A 20766-nucleotide genomic window follows, 5' to 3' on the forward strand; every position below is an offset into this window, starting at 1 on the left:
GGCGGATTTCGCCCGTGAGCGCCGCACTCCAGGCGGGTTAGCGTCCGTCCGTGACGTGGAACGGCGGGACGCTCAACGGCGAGCGGATCCTGATCGCGCTCGGCGGCAACGCGATGACCGCGCCGGACGGCAGCGCCGCGCCGGACGCGCAGGCGGCGGCGATCGAGGCCGCGATGGACCCGGTGGCCGACCTGGTGGCGGCGGGCGCGCGGGTCGCGCTCACGCACGGGAACGGGCCGCAGGTCGGCAACCTGCTGATCAAGAACCAGCTCGCGGCGGGCGTGGTGCCGCCCGTCCCGCTGGACTGGTGCGGCGCGCAGACCCAGGCCACCGTCGGCGTGATGATCATGAACGCGCTGGAGCGGGCCCTCGCCGCGCGCGGCGCCGCCCGCCCGGTGTCCACGGTCGTCACGCGGACGCTCGTGGACGCCTCCGACCCCGGGTTCACCGCCCCCGCCAAGCCGATCGGGCGGTACTTCCCCGAGGAGGAGGCGCACCGGGCCATGGCGCGCGGCGAGGCGTGGAAGCGGTTCGGGGACCGGGGCTGGCGGCGCGTCGTCGCCTCGCCCGAGCCGCTGGAGATCCTGGACGCGCCCGCCGCGGCGGCCCTGCTCGACGCCGGGCACGTCGTCGTCGCCGCGGGCGGCGGGGGAGCGCCGGTGGTACGGGCGGACGGGACGCTGCGCGGCGTCGAGGCCGTCGTCGACAAGGACCTGGCGGCGCAGCTGCTGGCGCGCCGCCTCGGCGCCACCACGCTGGTGATCGCCACCGACGTGGAGAACGCGATGGCCGGCTTCGGGACGCCGGACGCCCGCCCCCTGCACCGCACGACCGCCGCGGAGCTGGCGGAGCTCGCCGCCGCCGGGCACTTCGCCGGCGGCAGCATGGGCCCGAAGGTCGAGGCGGTGCGGCGGTTCGTCGCGGCGGGCGGGCGGCGCGCGGCGATCGCCTCGCTGCCGCGGCTCGGCGACGCCGCGCACGGCAAGGCCGGGACGATCATCGAGGCCCGCCCCGGGGTAGAGACCGATGAGCAGAGCAGCTGAGGAGCGATGACGTGCCCGATCCGATCGAAGTCCGCAAGATCCCCATCGAGAGCGTGACCGACGCGTCCGGGCTGGCCCGGCTGATCGACGACGGCGTGCTGGAGGCCGACCGCGTCCTCGCCGTCGTCGGCAAGACCGAGGGCAACGGCGGCGTGAACGACTACACGCGGCTGCTGGCCGACCGGGCGTTCCGCGAGGTGCTCCTCGCCAGGGGCACCCGCACGGCGGACGAGGTGGCCCGCGTTCCGCTCGTGTGGTCCGGCGGGACCGACGGGGTCCTCAGCCCGCACGCCACCGTCTTCGCGACCACCGACCCCGCGGCCGCGCCGCGCACCGACGAGCCCCGGCTGTCGGTCGGCGTCGCGATGAGCGAGGTCATCCTGCCCGAGGACATCGGGCGCCCCGCGATGGTCGAGACGGTCGCGGCCGGCGTCCGCGAGGCCATGAAGATCGCGGGGATCGACGACCCGGCCGACGTCCACTACGTCCAGACCAAGACGCCGCTGCTCACCCTCGACACGATCAACGACGCCAAGGCGCGCGGCCGCGACGTCGTCACCGAGGACACGCTGAAGTCGATGGACATCTCCAACTCCACGACCGCGCTCGGCATCGCCGTCGCGCTCGGCGAGATCGAGACGCCGTCCGCGGAGCAGATCCACAAGGACCTGTCGCTGTACTCGTCGGTGGCGTCCTGCTCGTCCGGGGTGGAGCTGGACCGGGCGCAGATCGTCGTCGTCGGGAACGTGCGCGGCATCGGCGGCCGGTACCGGGCCGGGCACGGTGTGATGAAGGACGCCCTCGACGCCGACGGCATCTGGGACGCGATCGCCTCGACGGGCCTCGGCCTGCCCGACCGGCCCCGCACGTCCGACCTCGGCGACCGGCTCGTCAACGTGTTCATCAAGTGCGAGGCCGACCCGGGCGGCTCGGTCCGGGGGCGCCGCAACATCATGCTGGACGACTCCGACGTGCACTGGCACCGGCAGATCAAGGCGTGCGTCGGCGGCGTCGCCGCGTCCGTCACCGGCGACCCGGCGGTGTTCGTGTCGGTCGCGGCCGTCCACCAGGGCCCGTCCGGCGGCGGCACCGTCGCCGCCATCGCCGATCTGGGCTGAGCCGTCGAGCGCCGGAGAAACGGAGAGTATCCGGATAGTCGCCCACCGCGGTCGCCGGAGGTTATAGCCTTCCTGCCGTGTCCGGACTGACGATTCCCGAACCACAGTTCCCGGGGGACGACGGGAGCGCCGACCCCCGCCTGTGCGAGGCGCTCGCCGGGTACGCGGCCGGGCGCGCCGGCGCCCACACCGTGCTGCGCCGCCTCCAGGCGGCGCGGCTCCTGGTGCCGATCGTCGCCGTCCTCACCGAGGAGGAGCAGGCGGCGCCCGGCGAGCCGCGCCGGGAGAAGGCGAGCGAGATGGCGCTGCCGACCCTCATCGGCGACGACGGGCGGCGCGGCGTCCTCGGCTTCACCTGCACCGAGACGATGAAGGCGTGGCGCGCCGACGCCCGCCCCGTCACGGTCCGCGGCGGCGACGCGTGCCGCGCCACCCTGGACGAGGGCGCCGACGCCCTGGTCGTGGACGTGGCGGGCCCCGTCCCGTTCGCCGTGGAGGGGCTGCACCTGCACATGCTGGCCGAGGGCCGCCCCGTCCCGCCCCCGCATGAGGACCCCGACGTCCTCGCCGCCGTCGAGGCCGCGTTCGGCTCCGACGGGTCCGTCAGCGGCGTCCGCGTCACCGAGGGGACGTCCGCCGAGGTGGCGGTGCGGTTCGCGGTCGTCCCCGGCCACGACGAGCGGGTCACCGTCCAGCGGGTGTCCGACCGGCTCGCCGAACTGCTGCGCGGCCGCATCGTCGGCGGCGTCGAACTGAACGTCATGCGCAGGTGACCCCTCCCGGGCAGGCGGCCTCCTCCTACCCTTGATGCCCTACCTCGTTGGGAGAACGCCGTGCTCACCATGCAGGACGCGCTGATCAGGCTCACCGGTCACTGGGCCGAGCGCGGCTGCCTCGTCGCGCAGCCGATGAACACCGAGGTCGGGGCGGGGACGCTCAACCCGGCCACCGCGCTGCGCGTCCTCGGACCGGAGCCGTGGCGGGTCGCCTACACCGAGCCGAGCGTCCGCCCGGACGACTCCCGGTACGGCGACAACCCGAACCGGCTGCAGACCCACACCCAGTTCCAGGTGATCCTCAAGCCGGAGCCCGGCGACGCGCAGGAGCTGTACCTCGGCAGCCTCGCCGCGCTGGGCATCGACCTGCGCGCCCATGACGTCCGGTTCGTCGAGGACGACTGGGCGTCGCCCGCGCTCGGCGCGTGGGGGCTCGGCTGGGAGGTCTGGCTGGACGGCCTGGAGATCACCCAGTTCACCTACTTCCAGCAGTCCGGCGGGCTGACCCTCGACCCGGTGTCGGTCGAGATCACCTACGGGATGGAGCGCATTCTCATGGCGCTCCAGGGCGTCTCCCACTTCAAGGACATCGTGTACGCCCCCCAGATCACCTATGGGGAAGCGTTCGGCCAGGTCGAGTACGAGATGAGCCGGTACTACCTGGACGATGCCGACATCGCGGCGAACCGGGAGCTGTTCGAGGCGTACGCGGCCGAGGCGCGGCGCATGCTCGACGCCCGGCTCCCCGTCCCGGCCCACTCCTACGTGCTGAAGTGCTCGCACGCGTTCAACGTCCTGGACGCGCGCGGAGCGATCGGCACGACCGAGCGGGCCCGCGCGTTCGCGCGCATGCGCGGCCTGGCCCACGAGGTCGCCGGGTTGTGGGTGGAGCGCCGCGCCGAGCTGGGGCATCCGCTCGGGGACGCCTCCACGCGGCCCGCCGCCCTGGACCCGGGCCCGCTGCCGGACCTCACGCAGGCCGGGACGTTCGCGCTGGAGATCGGTGTCGAGGAACTCCCGCCGCACGAGGTCGGACGGACCGCCGCGCACGTGGCCGAACGGCTGGAGGCCGGGCTGGAGGAGGCCGGGCTGTCCACGGACGCGACCTCGCTCGACACGTTCGCGACGCCCCGCCGGATCATCGTGGTCGTCCGCGACCTGGAGCCGCGCGAGCCCGACACCGAGCAGGTCGTGAAGGGGCCGCGCCTCGCCGCCGCCTACGACGCGTCCGGCGCGCCGACCCGGGCCCTGCTGGGGTTCGCGCGGGGCCAGGGCGTCGAGGCCGCGGACGTCGGGCGGGTGACCGTCGGGGACGGGGAGTACGCCGGCTTCGTCCGGAAGGTCGTGGGACGTCCGGCCGCGGAGGTCCTCGCCGCCCTGCTGGCGGAGATCGTCACGGGGCTGCGCGCCGGGAAGAACATGCGGTGGAGCGCGCCCGGCCTGTCGTTCGCCCGCCCGATCCGCTGGCTGCTGGCCCTGCTCGACGATCAGGAGGTCCCGTTCACGGTCGCGGACCTGAGGGCGGGCCGGGTCACCCGCGTCCACCGCACGGCCGCCGCGCCGCTCGTCGAGGTGCCGGACGCCGCGTCCCTGCTGAGCGTCCTGCGCGAGCATGGGATCGAGCCCGCCGCGTCCCGGCGGAGGTCCCAGGTCATCGAGGACGCGGGGGCGCTCGCGCGGCGGCACGGGGGCACGATCGCCTTCGAGTCCGAGCAGGACCTCGTCGAGGAGATCGTGAACCTCGTCGAGGAGCCCGTCGCGATCCTCGGCTCGTTCGACGAGGCGTACCTGGAGCTGCCCGAGGAGATCCTCACCACGGTCATGCGCAAGCACCAGCGGTACCTGCCGGTGCGCGGCGCCACGAACCGTCTCCTTCCGTACTTCGTGACCGCGGCCAACGGCGAATGCGACCACGACGCCGTCCGGGCCGGGAACGAAGCGGTCCTCCGCGCCCGCTACGAGGACGCCTCGTTCTTCTACCGGCAGGACCTCCAGAGCACGCCCGAGCAGATCAAGGAGGGCCTCGGCAGGCTCACCTTCACCGAGCGCCTCGGCTCGATGGCCGACCGGTCGTCCCGCATCGCCGCGATCGCCGCCGAGCTCGCCGACCGCCTCGGCCTCGCCGGCGGCGAGCGGGCCGCGCTGCGCCGGGCCGCCGGGCTGGCGAAGTTCGACCTGGCCTCGTCCATGGTCATCGAGCTGCCGGGCCTCGCCGGGACGATGGCCCGCGAGTACGCCCGCCGCGCCGGCGAGGACGAGGCCGTCGCGCGGGCCCTCTACGAGATGGAGCTTCCCCGCTCGGCCGGGGACGCCCTGCCCGGCGGCCTGCCCGGGGCCGTCCTCGCGGTCGCCGACCGCCTCGACCTGCTGGCCGGCCTGTTCGCGACCGGCTCCGCCCCGACCGGCAGCTCCGACCCGTTCGGCCTGCGGCGGGCCGCGCTCGCGCTGACCGCGATCCTGCGGGACGTCCCGCGCCTGGCGCCCGTCGCGGTCGGGGACGGCCTCGCCCTCGCCGCCCGGCACCAGCCGGTCGAGGTCCCGCCCGCCGCCCTGGCGGAGGCCGAGCGGTTCGTCGCGCGCCGCCTGGAGCAGAACCTTCTGGACGAGGGGCACCCGGTGAGCGTCGTCCGGGCCGTCCTCCCGCACGCGGGCGCGCCCGCCCACGCCGCTCAGGCCGCGGCCGATCTGGCGAGGCTCCGGCGGTCGTCCCGGTTCGAGGAGCTGGTGACGGCGCTGCAGCGCGTGCTGCGGATCGTCCCGGACGGGACGCGCGCCAGCTACGACCCGGCCCTGTTCGCCGAACCCGCGGAACGGGCCCTCGACGAGGCGTTCACCCGCGTCCGCGACGAACTGCCCAGCCGCCCCGCACTGCCGGAGTTCTACGCGGCCGCCACCGCCCTCATCGCGCCCATCGACACCTACTTCGACGACGTCATGGTCATGGACGAGGACCCGGCCCGGCGCGCCAACCGCCTCGGGTTCCTCGCCGCCGTCCGCGACCTCGTCGCGCCCGTCCTCGACTGGCGGGAGATCGCCTAGAACCAGGTGATCGGCAGCCCGTGCGACGGCCCCTCGCCGAGGATCCGCCGCTCCCCGCCGGGCCAGAGCCGCAGCGCCACGACCTGGACGGCGTCGAGCCGCGAGCTGTCGCGCCCCTCGAACGACAGGTGCGCCAGAGGCGCGGCCGCGGTGGCCGCCGCCCCGGCGTACTCGATGTGCCGGTCGACGCGGGCGCCCTCCTCGCCCGACAGGTACGCGCGCATCGTCGAGTGCCACACGACCGTGACGACCCCCCGCACGGGGGTGAGCCCGTCCAGGAACTCGGCCGCACCCGCCCGCACGACCGCCGCCGGGACCTGCGCGGCCACCTCGAACGCCGCCCGGAGGCGCTCGACCCGCGCCGTCTGGTCGGGCCACACGTACGACAGCAGCCTCCGCCGGGCCTCGGCCGACGCCGCGTCCAGCGGGTGCGGGTCGCATCCCCGCCGCTCCGCGATGGCCAGCGGCGCGTCCACCGGAGGGAGCCCCCGCCACGCGCCGGGCAGGACGACCGGCGACTCCGGCCCGTACGAGCCGGTCTCGTGCAGGAGCCGGAAACGGTCGGCACGCAGGTTCAGGCCCGCGCTGGCGCCGATCTCCAGCAGCCGGACCGGCAGGCGCGCGGCCTCGGCGACGGCGAGCAGCCCGCCGACCAGCGGGGCGGCCCGCCCGACCTCGTTGGTCTGCGGCGGGTCAGCGAGCCCGTCGCGGATCTCCGCCGCGTGCGCGGCCAGCACGTCCCGGAAGGCGGGCCACGCCTCCAGCGGGTCGGCCGTCCCCCCGGCGGTCGGGTAGTGCGCGGCCAGCTCCGGCACCCGGCCCTCCAGGACGAGCCGGTGCACCGTCCCCAGCATCCCCAGGACGAACCCGGGCCCCGTCCGGCCCTCCAGGACGTCCGCGACCGCCTCGCCCGGGTCGTCCGCCGCCCGCGTGAGCAACTCCGCGTACATCGGCGACCCGAGGTCGGCGCACGCCCGCGCCTGGGCGAGCAGCACCCTCCGCATACCCCTCACCTCCGCCGACGAGCCTCTCAGATGGTGGACGCCGTCACGGGCGGCGGCCCGGAGTCAATAGGATCGTTCGCATGCTGCGCTGGTTGACCGCGGGGGAGTCCCATGGCCCGGCCCTGACCGCGATCGTGGAGGGGCTGCCGGCCGGTGTGCGCGTGACCTCGGGGGACATCGCCGAGGAACTGCGCCGCCGGCGGCTCGGCCACGGGCGAGGGGCCCGGATGAAGTTCGAGCAGGACAAGGTGACCGTCCTCGGCGGCGTCCGGCACGGGGTGACGCTCGGCGGGCCCGTCGCGATCGAGGTCGGCAACACCGAATGGCCCAAGTGGGAGACGGTCATGTCGGCCGACCCCGTGGACGCCGGCGTCCTCGCCGCCCAGGCGCGCAACGCCCCGCTGTCGCAGCCGCGGCCCGGCCACGCCGACCTGGTCGGGATGCAGAAGTACGGGTTCGACGACGCGCGTCCCGTGCTGGAGCGGGCGAGCGCCCGGGAGACCGCGGCGCGGGTCGCGCTCGGCACGGTCGCCAAGGCGTTCCTCAAGCAGGCCCTCGGCGTGGACGTCCTCAGCCACGTCATCGCCCTCGGCGAGGTCGCGGCGCCCGACGGCGTCCTGCCCGGGCCCGGCGACCTCGCACGGGTGGACGACAGCCCCGTCCGGTGCTTCGACGACGAGGCGTCGGCGAGGATGGTCGCGCACATCGACGAGACGAAGAAGGCCGGCGACACGCTCGGCGGCGTCGTGGAGGTCCTCGCCTACGGGCTGCCGCCCGGCGTCGGCAGCCACGTCCACTGGGACCGGCGGCTCGACTCGCGGCTCGCCGGGGCCCTGATGGGCATCCAGGCGATCAAGGGCGTGGAGCTCGGCGACGGGTTCACCACCGCGCGCCGCCCCGGGTCCCGGGCGCACGACGAGATCGACGGCACCCCCGAGGGGATCCGCCGGCGCACGAACCGGGCCGGCGGGGTCGAGGGCGGCATGACGACCGGCGAGGTGCTGCGGGTGCGCGCCGCGATGAAGCCGATCTCGACCGTCCCGCGGCGCCTGGACACCGTCGACGTGAAGACCGGCGAGCCCGCCAAGGCGATCAACCAGCGCAGCGACGTCACCGCCGTCCCCGCGGCCGGGGTGGTCGCCGAGGCCATGGTGGCGCTCGTGCTCGCGGACGCCGCGATGGAGAAGTTCGGCGGCGACACCGCCGAGGAGACCGCCCGCAACCTGCGGGGCTACCTGTCCTCCCTGACGATCAAGTGAACGGCATCATGCGACCGAAGGCAGTCATCATCGGGCCGCCCGGCTCGGGCAAGACCACGATCGGCACCGCGCTCGCGGACCGGCTCGGCGTGCCGCTGCGCGACACCGACGCCGACATCGAGCGGGCGGCGGGCAAGCCGATCGGCGAGATCTTCATCGACGACGGCGAGGAGCGCTTCCGCGAGCTGGAACGCGACGCCGTCGCCGCGGCGCTCGCCGAGCACGAGGGGGTCGTCGCGCTCGGCGGCGGGGCCGTCCTCGCGCCGCAGACCCAGGAGCTGCTGGCCGGGCACACCGTCGTCTACCTGCGGGTCGGCCTGTCGGAGGCGATCAAGCGGGTCGGCCTGGCGTCCGCCCGGCCGCTGCTCGTGCTGAACCCGCGCAGCCAGATGCGCAAGCTGCTGGAAGAGCGCCTCCCGATCTACGAGCGGCTCGGCACCGTGCAGGTCGACACCGACGGCCGCGACCCCGCCGACATCGTCGAGGACGTCGCGAAGGCGCTGGAGTCCGCACGGTGACGCGGGTGCACGTCGGCGGCGCCGACCCGTACGACGTCCTCATCGGGACGGGCGTGCTGGGCGAGCTGCCCGGCATGGTCGGCGACCGGGCGCGGACCGTCGCCGTCGTCCACGCCGAGGGGTTGCCGGAGATCGCCCGGCCCGTCCGCGGCGCGCTCGAACAGGCCGGGTACACCGTCCACGCGCTGCCGGTCCCGGACGGGGAGGCGGCCAAGGAGGTCGGCGTCCTCGCCGGGCTCTGGTCGTCCTTCGCCCGCTTCGGCATGACCCGCACCGACGTCGTCGTCGGCGTCGGCGGCGGCGCGACCACCGACCTCGCCGGCTTCGCGGCGGCGTCCTGGCTGCGCGGCGTGCGGGCGGTGCTCGTCCCGACGACGCTGCTCGGCATGGTGGACGCGGCCGTCGGCGGCAAGACCGGCATCAACGTCCCCGAGGGCAAGAACCTCGTCGGCGCGTTCCACCCGCCCGCCGGCGTGCTGTGCGACCTCGCCACGCTCGTGACGATGCCGCGCGAGGACTACATCAGCGGCCTCGCCGAGATCATCAAGGCCGGCTTCATCGCCGACCCGAAGATCCTCGACCTGGTCGAGGACGACCCGCGGGGCGCCGCCTCCCCGGACGGCCCGCACACCCGCGAGCTGGTCGAGCGCGCCGTCCGGGTCAAGGCCGACGTGGTCTCCGCCGACCTCCGGGAGAGCGGCCTGCGCGAGATCCTCAACTACGGCCACACCCTCGCCCACGCCATCGAGAAGGCCGAGGACTACCGGTTCCGGCACGGCCACGCCGTCGCGATTGGCATGGTCTACGCCGCCGAGCTGGCCCACCTCGCCGGCCGCCTGCCCGCCGCCGTCGTCCAGCGGCACCGCGACGTGCTCTCCTCCGTCGGCCTGCCGGTCTCCTACGCCGCCGACTGGCCCGGCCTGCGCGAGACCATGACCATCGACAAGAAGTCCCGCGGCGCGACGCTCCGCTTCGTCGTCCTGGACGGCATCGCCGAGCCGGGCCGCCTCGAAGGCCCGGACGAGGCCCTGCTCGCCGCGGCGTACCGGAAGGTCGGCCGATGACCCCCGTCCTCGTCCTGAACGGGCCCAACCTCCGGCGCCTCGGCGTCCGCGAGCCCGACAAGTACGGCACGACCAGCTACGACGACCTCGCCGCGCTGTGCCGCGACACCGGCCGCCGCCTGAACCTGAACGTCGACTTCAAGCAGACCGACGACGAGGCCGAGATGCTGCGCTGGGTGCACGAGGCCGCCGACCTGCGCATCCCGGTCGTCCTGAACCCGGCCGCGTTCACCCACTACTCCTACGCGCTGAGGGACGCGCTCGCCCAGCGCACCGCCCCCCTCATCGAGGTGCACATCACCAACCCGGCCGCCCGCGAGGAGTTCCGCCACACCTCCGTCGTCGCCGGCGTGGCCACCGGCACCATCGCCGGCTTCGGCCCCATGTCCTACGTCCTGGCCCTCCAAGCCATAGCCGAACTGACCACCGAATCCCCCTAACCCCCGGCGAGGACGCGCGGACCCGCGCCCGGAGCGGACCACCCCCGGCGAGGGCGCGCGGACCCACCGGCGACCGGAGCGGAGCGCCAGCGGAGCGGAGGGCGACGTCATTCCTCTTGGGCTGCCCGTCTGGCCATGTCCTTGAGTTCGGTGACGACGTCGTCGAGGGGGGCGACGTCGCGGTGGGCGCGGCAGAGGATGGTGGCGCCCTCGACGGCGGCGACGATGAGGCGGGCCAGGCGGGACGCGCGCTCGTCCGGGACGCCGGCGTTGCCGAGGCCGGTGGCGAGGGTGTCCTGCCAGCGGCCGAACGCCGCCGCCGCGGCGGCGGCGAGCTGCGGGGCGTCGTCGTGGCACTCGACGGTGACGGCGACGACGGGGCAGCCGGCGCGGAACTCGCTCTTGATCAGGACCTGCCGCCACCAGCCCACGAAGGCGTCCACGGCGGACGCGGCGTCGCCGCTCTCGGTGGCGGCGAGGATGCCGGCGTTCAGGAACTCCCCGGCGTAGCGGACGGCCTCCTCGGCGAGCTGCGCCTTGCCCTCGGGGAAGTGGTGGTAGATCGACCCGCGCGGGGCGCCGCTGTGCGCGATGACGTCGCGGAACCCGGTCCCGCTGTAGCCGCGCTCGCGGAAGAGGAAGGCGGCGCTGCGCACCATGCGTTCCCGGCTGTCGGTCCCCATGGACCGATTATGACATTCATCATATGGTCATCGCGTTGACCATGACGGTCGTCATGGAAAAAGCTGGCTATGACGGACGTCATACCGAATGGGGGGCTCTGGCATGGAGACCACGGCGGGCCTGGAGCAGCTGAAGGAGCTGCTCGGCAAGAACGGGGAGGCGAGCTACGGCATCGGGGCGCTGCTCGGCATGACCGCCGAGACGCTGGAGCCCGGCCGGGTCGTGTTCGCCCTGGCGCCGCGGGCCGAGTTCAGCAACCCCCTCGGCACCGTGCACGGCGGCATCATGTCGACGCTGCTCGATTCGGCGATGGCCTGCGCGGTGCACACCTCGCTGCCCGCGGGGGCGAGCTACACGTCGCTGGAGCTGAAGGTGAACTTCGTCCGGCCGGTGCCGCTGGAGGGCGGGCGGCTGGTGTGCGAGGGCACGACCGTCCACATGGGGCGCAGGGTCGCGACGGCCGAGGGGCGCGTCACGAACGCCGACGGCAAGCTCGTCGCGCACGGGACGACGACCTGCATGGTCTTCCCGCCCGCTACCGGCGAGTAGGGTCGGGGCTCAGGCACGGATCGAGGAGACCTTCATGATCGAGCTCCGCCGCGACGGGGACGTGCACGTCCTGCGGTTCGACGCGGGTGAGAACCGGTTCAGCCCCGACTTCCTCGGCGAGGTCGAGGGCGCGCTGGACCAGGTGGCCAAGGGCGGAGGGCCCGGCGCCCTCGTCACCGTGGGCACGGGCAAGTTCTACTCCAACGGACTCGACCTGGACTGGCTCGGCGCCAACCAGGACAGGTTCGAGGAGTACCTCGGGCGGGTGCACGCGCTGTACGCGCGCCTCCTGTCGCTGCCGATGCCGACCGTCGCGGCGCTGAACGGGCACGCGTTCGCGGGCGGCGGGATGCTCGCCCTCGCCCACGACTTCGCCGTCATGCGCACGGACCGCGGCTACTTCTGCCTGCCCGAGGTCGACCTCGGGATGAGCTTCACCCCCGGGATGAACGTGCTGATCACCTCGCGGCTGCCGAAGGCCACCGCGCACGAGGCGATGCTCACCGGCCGCCGCTACACCGCCGAGCAGGCGCTGGCCGCCGGGATCGTGCAGCGCGCGGCGGCCGAGGACGAGGTGCTGCCCGCGGCCGTCGAGCACGCCGCGTCGCAGGCGGGCAAGGACGGCGCGGTCGTGGCCAAGATCCGCACGGCCCTGTACCGGCCGGCACTGGACGCGCTGAACGGCCCGGCGCTCGGCTGACCCCCGTGTCCCGGCCGGGAGGGGGGAGTAGGTTACGTTGACCGGAATCGGATTCGGTTTGCAGGGAAGGGGCGCGGACACCATGCGCATCGGGATGGCGCTCAGCTACTCGGGCGGTTTCAAGGAGACCGTCGAGGAGCTGTCCGACTTCGAGAAGGCCGGCCTCGACATCGTCTACGTCGCGGAGGCCTACAGCTACGACGCGGTGAGCCAGATGGGCTACATCGCCGCCAGGACCGAGCGGCTGGAGATCGCCTCCGGCATCCTCAACATCTACTCCCGGACGCCGACCGCGATCGCGCAGACCGCCGCCGGCCTGGACTACGTCTCCGACGGCCGGTTCACCCTCGGCATCGGCGCGTCCGGCCCGCAGGTCATCGAGGGCTTCCACGGCGTCCCCTACACCGCGCCCCTCGGCCGCACCCGGGAGATCATCGAGATCTGCCGCAAGGTGTGGCGGCGCGAGCGCGTCCAGCACGACGGCAAGTACTACACGCTGCCGCTGCCGGAGGGACAGGGCACCGGCCTCGGGAAGGCGCTCAAGCTCATCAACCACCCGGTACGGGCCGACATCCCGATCCTGGTCGCCGCGATCGGCCCGAAGAACGTCGAGCTGACCGCGGAGATCGCCAACGGCTGGGAGCCGATCTTCTACATGCCGGAGAAGGCCAGGGACGTGTGGGGCCCGGCCCTCGCCGCGGGCAAGGCCAGGCGCGACCCGGCCCTCGGCGAGTTGGACGTCGTCGGGCAGTCCCCGCTCGCGATCGGCGACGACGTGCAGGGCTTCCTGGAGTTCGGGCGCCCGATGGCCGCGCTGTACATCGGCGGCATGGGCGCCAAGGGCAAGAACTTCTACAACGACCTCGCCCGCCGCTACGGCTTCGAGAAGGAGGCCGAGGAGATCCAGGACCTGTACCTGGACGGCAAGAAGGACGAGGCCGCCGCCAAGGTCCCGCAGGAGCTGCTGGAGAAGATGTCCCTCATCGGTTCCGAGGGGCACGTCCGCGAGCGGCTCGCGGCGATGAAGGAGTCCGGTGTCACCACGCTCAACGTGACCCCGATCGCCGGCGACCACAAGGGCCGCCTCGCCCTGATCGAGAAGGTCAAGGAGATGGCGGCCGGTCTCTGAAGGACCGCCGCATCCGGCGCGTCCGCCACCTGCGGCCCAGGCCGCCGAACCCCGGCCCGAACCCGGGACCGAACGGCGGGACCCTCAGCTCGTACAGCACGCGCAGGAGGACGCCGCCCCCGAACAGGGCGGCTCCCCGCTTCAGGGTGGCGCCCGGGTCCTCGACCGAGGCGGCGGGGCGCGGGTGGAGGCGGCCGCGCGGGTCGTACACGACCTGGATGCGGTCGCCTCGCTTCGCCGCCGCCGGGGGACCGGTGGTGATCTTCCGCACCCGCGGCTCGGCGCAGGCCAGGTCATGGTCGTAGTAGACGCGCGTGGTCGTGTGCCCCTCGCTGTCGGTGCTGGTGACCTCGCGCCGGTCGACACTCCGCACCGTGCACGCCGTGGTCCGTCCCCGCTCGTGCAACGCCTGCTCCCGCACCGCTTCGGCGACGTATCCCGCCCCGAAGGACAGCAGGAGGAAGGCGCCGAAGAACACCAGGATGTTCTCGTAGCGCAGCTGCGTGAAGACGATCAGGCCGTACCCGGCGAGCAGCATCACGATGATCAGCGCGGTGCCCGCCCAGTTCTCCATGAGCGCCGACGGGCCGTGGGCGGCGAGGGCGGCCTCGGCGACGACGATCGCGAGCCCGGCCCCGGGCGCGCCGAACGCCAGCAGCGCCGCCAGGCCCCGCTCCGACCGTCTCCCGTACCGCACCATCGGATTCCGTTCCGTCGTTCATCCGTGTCCTCCGGATGAGACGCACGGTTCCGCCGTCCGGATCGCCATCTGATCCTTACTTTCCGGGACGGCGGAACCGCGCGGGAACGGCTCGCGGGGAGGCGGCGTCAGAGGGCCGCGTGGACCTCCTTGGCGACGCGCTCGCCGGAGCGGACGGCGCCGTCCATGTAGCCGGTCCAGTAGTCGGACGTCTCGGTGCCGGCCCAGTGGATCGGGCCGCACGGCGCCCGCAGCGCCGGGCCGAAGGCGGTGAGCGCGCCGGGCGGGGCGACGCCGACCGGGCCGCCGCCGCTCCACATCTCGTTGTCCCAGCGCTGGAACGCCGTCAGGCTCGGGTTCGCCGCCTGGCTCCCGAACAGCTTGGTGAACGAGTCCAGGCCCGCCGCGCGGACGTCGTCGGCGGGCGCGGCGTCCAGCCTTCGCATGTTGGCCTGGTTCATGAAGCCCATCAGGATGCCGCGCGACCCGTCCGGCGGGCTGTTGTCGAACGTCGCGTCGATCGCGCCGCTGTCGGCGATCGCCTGCCCGGTCAGGCCGTCCGCCCGCCAGAACGGCGTGTCGTAGACGGCGACGAACTTGGCGACCGACCCCATCGGGTAGCGCTGCGTCAGCTGGGCCCGGCTCGCGGGCAGCGCCGGCGAGTAGTCGATCTTGTCGGCGATCGCGGGCGACATCGCGACGATGACGCGCTCGGCCGACACCGTGACGCCGTCGGCGGTGACCGTCACGCCGCCCGAGCCGGTGACGATGGACCGCACCGGCGCGTTGTAGCGGACGATGTCGCCCAGCCTCGCCGCCAGCCGGATCGGCACCTCCTGCGAGCCGCCGACGAACCGGGACTCCTGCGCGCCGTCCTTGGTGTTGATCAGCCGGTCGATCGTCCCCGGGGTGCTCGCGTTGCCCGCCGAGGCCGCGTAGTTCAGCACGTACAGGAGCGAGACCTCCTGCGAGCGCACCGACAGGGTCGAGGAGGCGAACGCGTCCATGAGGAACCGCGCGCCGCTGCTGATCGTGTTGGCCCGCGACCAGGTGTGGAAGGTCTGGGCGTCCCACTCCTCGGCCTTTGCGGCCCGCCACGGCTCGCCGACCGGCACCTCCTTGATCATGGTGCCGAGACGCAGCAGGGCCAGCTCCAGGTCGACGACGCCCCAGTCCGGCGGGACGGCGCCGAGGATGCCGTCGGTCTCGTAGAGGGACCGCTTGCCGTTGCGGTAGTAGACGTTCTTGCCCGTGTTGTACGTGGGGTAGGTACCGACGCCCATGTCCTTCGCGAGCGCGGCGATGCGGTCCTGGGTGGGGCCGATGAACTCGGCGCCGCCCTCGTTGGTGGTGCCGTCGCCGAGCGGCATCCCGTACACGCGCCCGCCGGGCCGCTCGCGGGCCTCCAGGACGATGACGGACCGCCCGGCGGCGACGAGGTCGCGAGCGGCGGTGAGGCCGGCCAGCCCGGCGCCGACGATCACCACGTCGGCGCCGAGCGGTGCGGTGCGGGCGGCGGCGGGCGGTGCCGCGGCGGCGGAGACGACGGCTCCGGCGGCGGTGAGGGCGCCTGTGCCGAGCAGTCTGCGGCGGCTGACTCGGGTCACGGTGAATCACTCCCGGGGAAGTCCATGCGGGGGGACGGACGGAGCACACGCCCGGTCAACCTAGGCCAGCCCTCCAGCAAAAGTCGAGAGTTTCTCATGTTCGTGACCGCGTCGAGACGGCCGCCGCGCGGGTGGCCTAGAGTCCTGCCCATGGGGGAGACGCACCTCGCGCGGCGCCGCCGGCTGGCCGCGCTCGTCGCCGAACGGGACGCCGGCGCCCTGCTGGTGACCCGGCTCGTCAACGTCCGCTACCTGACCGGCCTGGACAGCTCCCGGGCCGCGCTGCTCGTCCCGGCCGGCGGGGACGCCGTCCTCGCGACCGACGGCCGGTACGCCGGCATGGCCGCCGAGGTCTGCCCCGAGCTGCCCGTCATCGTCGACCGGCAGGTGGCGCACGTCCTGCTGAAGAGGGCGGCCGAAGACGGCCATGGCCGCGTCGGCTTCGAGGCCCACGACATGACGGTCGAGCAGCACGCCGGCCTGGCCGCGGACGCCGAGGGGGAGCTGATCCCGCTCGGCCACCTCGTCGAGGACCTGCGCAGGGTCAAGGACGAGGAGGAGATCGCCCTCCTGCGCGAGGCCTGCGCCATCACCGACCGCGCGTTCGCGGCCGTCCTCTCCGAGATCCGCGCCGGCGTCACCGAGCGGGCCGTCGCGGTCGCGCTCGAACGGGCCATGGTCGACCTCGGCGCCGAGCGCCCCGCGTTCGAGTCGATCGTCGCCTCCGGGCCGAACGGCGCCGTCCCGCACCACCACCCGGGCGGGCGCGAGCTGGAGCGCGGCGACCTCGTCACCCTGGACTTCGGCGCCCTGTACGGCGGCTACCACGCCGACATGACCCGCACCGTGGCGATCGGCGAGCCGGCGGACTGGCAGCGCGACCTCTACGACCTCGTGCACCGGGCGCAGCGGGCCGCGCTCGACGCCGCCGTCCCCGGCGCCGAGACCAAGGCCGTCGACGCAGCCGCCCGGGACGTCATCGCGGCGGCCGGGCACGGCGACGCGTTCCCCCACGGGCTCGGGCACGGCGTCGGCCTGGAGATCCACGAAGCGCCGCTCATGGGGTACGACAAGACCGGTAAGCTGGTGGATCGGGTTCCGATCACCGCGGAGCCGGGGGTCTACCTCGCGGGCCGCGGCGGCGTGCGCATCGAGGACACGCTCGTGGTCCGCGCGGGCGGCCCGGAGCTCCTCACCACAACGACCAAGGACCTGCTCGTCCTGTAGACGCGCGGGTCGCGACCGGGAGAACAACGCAGTGGCGACGACGAACGACCTGAAGAACGGCATGACGCTGAACCTCGACGGCCAGCTGTGGACCGTCCTGGAATTCCAGCACGTCAAGCCCGGCAAGGGCGGCGCGTTCGTCCGTACCAAGCTCAAGAACGTCCTGTCCGGCAAGGTCGTCGACAAGACCTTCAACGCCGGCACCAAGGTCGAGGTGGCGAGCGTCGACAAGCGGGAGATGCAGTACCTCTACCGCGAGGGCGAGGACTTCGTCTTCATGGACACCGAGACCTACGACCAGCCGCACATCCCGGCCACCGTCGTCGGCGACGCCGCGAACTACCTGCTCCCCGAGCAGAACGCCGTGATCGCCTTCAACAACGAGAACCCGCTGTACGTCGAGCTGCCCGCGGCCGTCGTGCTGGAGATCACCGAGACCGAGCCCGGCCTGCAGGGCGACCGCTCCACCGGCGGCAGCAAGCCCGCCACCCTGGAGACCGGCGCGCAGATCCAGGTCCCCCTGTTCATCACCACCGGCGAGAAGGTCAAGGTCGACACCCGCTCCGGCGAGTACCTCGGCCGCGGCTGATGGCGGCTCGCACCAAGGCGCGCAAACTGGCGCTGGACATCCTGTTCGCGGCGGAGCTGCGGGAGGAGGAGCCCGCGGCGGTGCTCGCCGCCCGGGGCCGCCCCAACCAGGACGAGCTGGCCGAGTACCCGCACGCCGTCCGGCTGATCGAGGGCGTCCAGGAGCACCGGGAGCGCGTCGACGAGCTGATCGCCACCTACGCGACCGGCTGGACGCTGGAGCGGATGCCGGTCGTCGACCGCAACATCCTGCGGATGGGCGCGTTCGAGCTCCTGTGGGTGGACGACGTTCCCGACGCCGTCGCGATCAGCGAGGCCGTCCGCCTGGCCACCGAGCTGTCCACCGACGAGTCCCCCCGCTTCGTCAACGGCCTCCTCTCCCGCCTCCAGCAGCTCAAGCCCTCCCTGTCCCTCTGATCCGGGAGCACGCGGGTGCCGACGATGAAAGGCCAGGCAGTTCTCACTGTGACCACCTCAACCGGCACCGCGGCACGCACCCACCTCAACGCTTGCGATCGCGTCCGAAGGCAGGGTCGAGCGAAGCGAGAACCTGATCGCGCAGCGAGCCGCGAGGCGAGCCGGAGCGATGCAGCGATCGCGCGCGGTTCCCGACGATGGAGGGCCGCCAAGGCCCGAAGGAGGAGGGGACCGCAATGAGATACAGCCGGGTTCGCAATGCGGTGCTCTGGGAGGCGTTGCGGGGCGTTCTGGAGCGGATCACCCCCGAGGCCGGCCAGAGCGACGTCGTGGACGTCGGCGGCGGCACCGGCGGGTTCGCGGTCCCGCTCGCCGAGCTCGGCCACCGGGTCACCGTGGTCGACGCCAACCCCGACGCCCTCGCCGCGCTGGAGCGCCGCGCCGCCGAGTCCGGCGTGCGGGTGCGCGCGATGCAGGGCGACGCCGTCGACCTCCCCGACCTGCTCGGCCCCGGCGCCGCCGACCTCGTGCTGTGCCACAGCGTGCTGGAGTACGTGGACGAGCCCGGCGCCGCGATGGCCGCGCTGACCGGCGCCCTGCGCCCCGGCGGCTCGGTCAGCGTGCTGGTCGCCGGGCAGATCGCCGCCGCGCTGCACCGCGCGGTGTCCGGGCACTTCGACGACGCCCGCCGGGTGCTGACCGACCCGGCCGGGCGGTGGGGCGAGGGCGACCGGATGCCCCGCCGGTTCACCCGCGAGACGTTGTCGGCGCTGGTGCGCGGCGCCGGGCTGCGGGTCGCCGAGCTGCACGGCGTCCGGATCTTCGCCGACCTGGTGCCGAGCGGCCTGCTGGACGGCGACGCCGGCTCCGCGGACGCGCTGATCGCGCTGGAGTCGGTGGCGGCCGTCCATCCCGTCCTGCGCGACCTCGCCACCCAGCTGCACCTGGTGGCCGACAAGCCGGCCGGATGACGGGGCCGTGAGCCGCAAGCAGCAGCTGCACCGGCCCGGCCCGCAGCCGGGCCCGCCCGCGGACGACTCCGGCTGCTCGATCCTGCACGTCGACATGGACGCCTTCTTCGTCAGCGTCGAGCTGCTCGACCGCCCCGAGCTGCGCGGCCGCCCGGTGATCGTGGGCGGCGCCGGGCCGCGCGGGGTGGTGTCCGCGGCGTCCTACGAGGCGCGGACGTTCGGCGTGCACTCGGCGATGCCGATGTCGCGGGCCCGGCGGCTGTGCCCGCGGGCGGTGGTGCTGCCGGTCGACCACGCCAAGTACGCCCGGGTGTCGGCGGCCGTGTTCGAGATCTTCCGGTCGGTCACCCCGCTGGTGGAGGGCCTGTCCCTGGACGAGGCGTTCCTGGACGTGGCGGGCGCCCGGCGGCGGCTCGGCCGGCCCGCCGAGATCGCGCGGCTGATCCGCGAGCAGGTCCGGGCCCAGCAGGGCATCACCTGCTCGGTCGGGGTGGCGAGCACCAAGTTCGTCGCCAAGCTCGCCTCGACCCGGTGCAAGCCGGACGGCCTGCTGGTCGTGCCCGCCGACGGCGTGACCGACTTCCTGCACCCGCTGCCCGTCGCGGCGCTCTGGGGCGTCGGGGAGCGGACGGAGCAGGCGCTCACCCGGCTGGGCCTGCGGACCGTGGGGCAGCTCGCCCAGGTCCCGCCGGCCACGCTGCGGCGCGAGCTGGGCAACGCGCTCGGGGCGCACCTGCACGAGCTGGCCTGGGGACGCGACCCGCGGGAGGTCGTCGCGCACACGCCCGACAAGAGCATCGGCGCCGAGGAGACCTTCGACGTCGACGTCGACGACCCGGAGGTCGTCCGCCGGGAGCTGCTGCGGCTGGCCGAGAAGGTCGGCGCGCGGCTGCGCGAGAGCGGGAACGCCGGCCGGACGGTCAGCGTCAAACTGCGGATGGCCGACTTCAGGACGATCACCCGGGCGCGGACGCTCCCCGAGCCGACCGATCTCGCTCGTGTGATCTATGTCACAGCATGCGAGCTGTACGAGGGGGCCGGTCTGGAACGGGTACGACTCCGTCTGGTCGGGGTGCGGGTGGAGAACCTGCGTCCCGCCGGCGAGGCCCCCCGTCAGCTCGCCCTCGACGAGCCGGACAGCGGCTGGCGTGAGGCCGAGCGAGCCATGGACCAGGTCGCGCACCGGTTCGGCCGCGGCGCGGTTCGTCCCGCCGCGCTGGTGCGGCGTGCGGCGGATGGTGACGGACGTGACGGCAGGGACGGAAGACAATGAAAGAAGGCTGTGGGGTGACCGGCACCGGGCCCTCGACGGGCCGTTCGCTTTCGTACGCTCGACAGTGCTCGTATTCTGGGCATATCACCGTTGACGTTCGCGTCCCGCATCGGATACCCCGTCGCGGAGCTGTCGTTGGGAGGTGCCGTGCCGCTCTCTGAGCACGAGCAGCGCATGCTCGAACAGATCGAATCGGCGTTGTACGCCGAGGATCCGAAGTTCGCTCACGCGGTTCGCTCGACCAACCCCCAGGTCCACTACAAGCGCCGGATCGTCAAGGCGGCCCTCGGGTTCGTCGTGGGCGTGAGCGCCCTGATGGCCGGCCTTGTGATCAACGAGGGCACGGTCACCATCGCCATCAGCGTGACCGGTTTCCTGCTCATGGTCGTCTGCTGCGTCTGGGCGCTGACGAGCTGGAAGCGGATGACCGGCATCGGCAGCGAGCCCGCCCAGGGCGACGGCGGGGGCCGGCAGGCCCGCCCCGCCAAGGCGGGCTTCATGGAGCGCATGGAAGAGAGCGGGCGCCGCCGCACAGAAGGACACTGAGCGGCGTCTGGAGCGGAGTTCTGCGGAGCGGAGGACGACGCTCAGTCCGGTTTTTCGGGGGGCTGGGGGTTGTCCCCCAGATGGACACTGAGCGGCGTCTGGAGCGGAGTTCTG

General features: G+C 73.7%; 21 protein-coding genes. 17 read left to right on the forward strand and 4 right to left on the reverse strand.

Translation table 11 applies throughout. The features are described 5' to 3' along the window. Window positions 1-50 precede the first annotated feature (50 nt). From BM339_RS03680 to BM339_RS03695, 4 genes are all read left to right on the forward strand, one after another. Window positions 51-1043, forward strand: coding sequence for a carbamate kinase (locus tag BM339_RS03680; protein ID WP_075019881.1), 993 nt, complete (start codon window positions 51-53; stop codon window positions 1041-1043). An 11-nt stretch (window positions 1044-1054) separates the two neighbouring features. Next, window positions 1055-2161 carry a barbiturase gene (bar, locus tag BM339_RS03685; RefSeq protein ID WP_075019882.1) on the forward strand — a complete coding sequence of 369 codons (1107 nt, stop codon included), beginning with the start codon at window positions 1055-1057 and terminating at the stop codon, window positions 2159-2161. Between the two features lie 77 nt (window positions 2162-2238). Further along, on the forward strand, window positions 2239-2934 hold the full coding sequence (locus tag BM339_RS03690) for an SseB family protein (RefSeq protein ID WP_021595596.1): 696 nt from the start codon (window positions 2239-2241) through the stop codon (window positions 2932-2934). 69 nt (window positions 2935-3003) lie between these two features. Beyond that, a complete protein-coding gene (locus BM339_RS03695) occupies window positions 3004-5976 on the forward strand; it encodes a glycine--tRNA ligase (protein ID WP_075020139.1) in 2973 nt (990 codons plus the stop codon). On the opposite strand, the gene BM339_RS03700 is transcribed toward BM339_RS03695, so the two are convergent. After that, complete coding sequence (locus tag BM339_RS03700; RefSeq protein ID WP_075019883.1) at window positions 5973-6980, reverse strand: DUF2332 domain-containing protein; 1008 nt, start codon at window positions 6978-6980, stop codon at window positions 5973-5975. The genes BM339_RS03695 and BM339_RS03700 overlap by 4 nt on opposite strands. Window positions 6981-7060: 80 nt before the next feature. Between BM339_RS03700 and aroC the strand changes: the two genes are divergently transcribed. From aroC to aroQ, 4 genes are read left to right on the forward strand one after another with little or no spacing between them, the layout of a single operon-like run. Then, complete coding sequence (gene aroC, locus BM339_RS03705) at window positions 7061-8239, forward strand: chorismate synthase (RefSeq protein WP_075019884.1); 1179 nt, start codon at window positions 7061-7063, stop codon at window positions 8237-8239. An 8-nt stretch (window positions 8240-8247) separates the two neighbouring features. After that, entirely contained in the window at window positions 8248-8757 is a 510-nt protein-coding gene (locus BM339_RS03710) for a shikimate kinase (RefSeq protein ID WP_024935578.1), read from the forward strand. Further along, window positions 8754-9821, forward strand: a complete 1068-nt coding sequence (gene aroB, locus BM339_RS03715; protein ID WP_075019885.1) for a 3-dehydroquinate synthase — start codon at window positions 8754-8756, stop codon at window positions 9819-9821. The genes BM339_RS03710 and aroB overlap by 4 nt, the downstream gene beginning before the upstream one ends. Beyond that, window positions 9818-10261, forward strand: a complete 444-nt coding sequence (aroQ, locus tag BM339_RS03720) for a type II 3-dehydroquinate dehydratase (protein WP_021595590.1) — start codon at window positions 9818-9820, stop codon at window positions 10259-10261. The genes aroB and aroQ overlap by 4 nt, the downstream gene beginning before the upstream one ends. A gap of 107 nt (window positions 10262-10368) precedes the next feature. On the opposite strand, the gene BM339_RS03725 is transcribed toward aroQ, so the two are convergent. Continuing rightward, complete coding sequence (locus BM339_RS03725; RefSeq protein ID WP_021595589.1) at window positions 10369-10944, reverse strand: TetR/AcrR family transcriptional regulator; 576 nt, start codon at window positions 10942-10944, stop codon at window positions 10369-10371. A 103-nt stretch (window positions 10945-11047) separates the two neighbouring features. Here BM339_RS03725 and BM339_RS03730 point away from each other — a divergent pair, with 103 nt between their 5' ends. The 3 genes from BM339_RS03730 (at window position 11048) to BM339_RS03740 (ending at window position 13323) form a co-directional block, all read left to right on the forward strand. Further along, window positions 11048-11494, forward strand: a complete 447-nt coding sequence (locus BM339_RS03730) for a PaaI family thioesterase (RefSeq protein ID WP_021595588.1) — start codon at window positions 11048-11050, stop codon at window positions 11492-11494. 34 nt (window positions 11495-11528) lie between these two features. Further along, complete coding sequence (locus tag BM339_RS03735; RefSeq protein ID WP_075019886.1) at window positions 11529-12194, forward strand: enoyl-CoA hydratase-related protein; 666 nt, start codon at window positions 11529-11531, stop codon at window positions 12192-12194. Between the two features lie 82 nt (window positions 12195-12276). Beyond that, window positions 12277-13323, forward strand: a complete 1047-nt coding sequence (locus BM339_RS03740; protein ID WP_021595586.1) for an LLM class F420-dependent oxidoreductase — start codon at window positions 12277-12279, stop codon at window positions 13321-13323. On the opposite strand, the gene BM339_RS03745 is transcribed toward BM339_RS03740, so the two are convergent. Together BM339_RS03745 and BM339_RS03750 are read right to left on the reverse strand one after the other, a co-directional pair. Then, window positions 13298-14020 carry a hypothetical protein gene (locus tag BM339_RS03745; protein WP_143118269.1) on the reverse strand — a complete coding sequence of 241 codons (723 nt, stop codon included), beginning with the start codon at window positions 14018-14020 and terminating at the stop codon, window positions 13298-13300. The two genes, BM339_RS03740 and BM339_RS03745, sit on opposite strands and share 26 nt — an antisense overlap. Window positions 14021-14151: 131 nt before the next feature. Beyond that, window positions 14152-15630 carry a flavin monoamine oxidase family protein gene (locus BM339_RS03750; RefSeq protein WP_075019888.1) on the reverse strand — a complete coding sequence of 493 codons (1479 nt, stop codon included), beginning with the start codon at window positions 15628-15630 and terminating at the stop codon, window positions 14152-14154. A 150-nt stretch (window positions 15631-15780) separates the two neighbouring features. Here BM339_RS03750 and BM339_RS03755 point away from each other — a divergent pair, with 150 nt between their 5' ends. The 6 genes from BM339_RS03755 to BM339_RS03780 all read left to right on the forward strand — a co-directional run bounded on the left by BM339_RS03755 (window position 15781) and on the right by BM339_RS03780 (window position 20652). Then, window positions 15781-16857 carry a M24 family metallopeptidase gene (locus BM339_RS03755; protein ID WP_021595583.1) on the forward strand — a complete coding sequence of 359 codons (1077 nt, stop codon included), beginning with the start codon at window positions 15781-15783 and terminating at the stop codon, window positions 16855-16857. Between the two features lie 31 nt (window positions 16858-16888). Continuing rightward, window positions 16889-17446, forward strand: a complete 558-nt coding sequence (gene efp / locus BM339_RS03760) for an elongation factor P (RefSeq protein ID WP_021595582.1) — start codon at window positions 16889-16891, stop codon at window positions 17444-17446. Next, window positions 17446-17862 (forward strand): transcription antitermination factor NusB, encoded by a 417-nt coding sequence (nusB, locus tag BM339_RS03765; RefSeq protein ID WP_021595581.1) that lies wholly within the window; start codon window positions 17446-17448, stop codon window positions 17860-17862. The genes efp and nusB overlap by 1 nt, the downstream gene beginning before the upstream one ends. A gap of 236 nt (window positions 17863-18098) precedes the next feature. After that, window positions 18099-18833, forward strand: a complete 735-nt coding sequence (locus BM339_RS03770; RefSeq protein WP_024935577.1) for a methyltransferase domain-containing protein — start codon at window positions 18099-18101, stop codon at window positions 18831-18833. A gap of 7 nt (window positions 18834-18840) precedes the next feature. After that, a complete protein-coding gene (locus BM339_RS03775) occupies window positions 18841-20106 on the forward strand; it encodes a DNA polymerase IV (RefSeq protein WP_021595579.1) in 1266 nt (421 codons plus the stop codon). A gap of 147 nt (window positions 20107-20253) precedes the next feature. Further along, complete coding sequence (locus BM339_RS03780) at window positions 20254-20652, forward strand: DUF3040 domain-containing protein (protein ID WP_075020140.1); 399 nt, start codon at window positions 20254-20256, stop codon at window positions 20650-20652. Window positions 20653-20766: the final 114 nt, after the last annotated feature.

The organism is Actinomadura madurae (assembly GCF_900115095.1).
In the GTDB taxonomy this organism is placed as follows: domain Bacteria; phylum Actinomycetota; class Actinomycetes; order Streptosporangiales; family Streptosporangiaceae; genus Spirillospora; species Spirillospora madurae.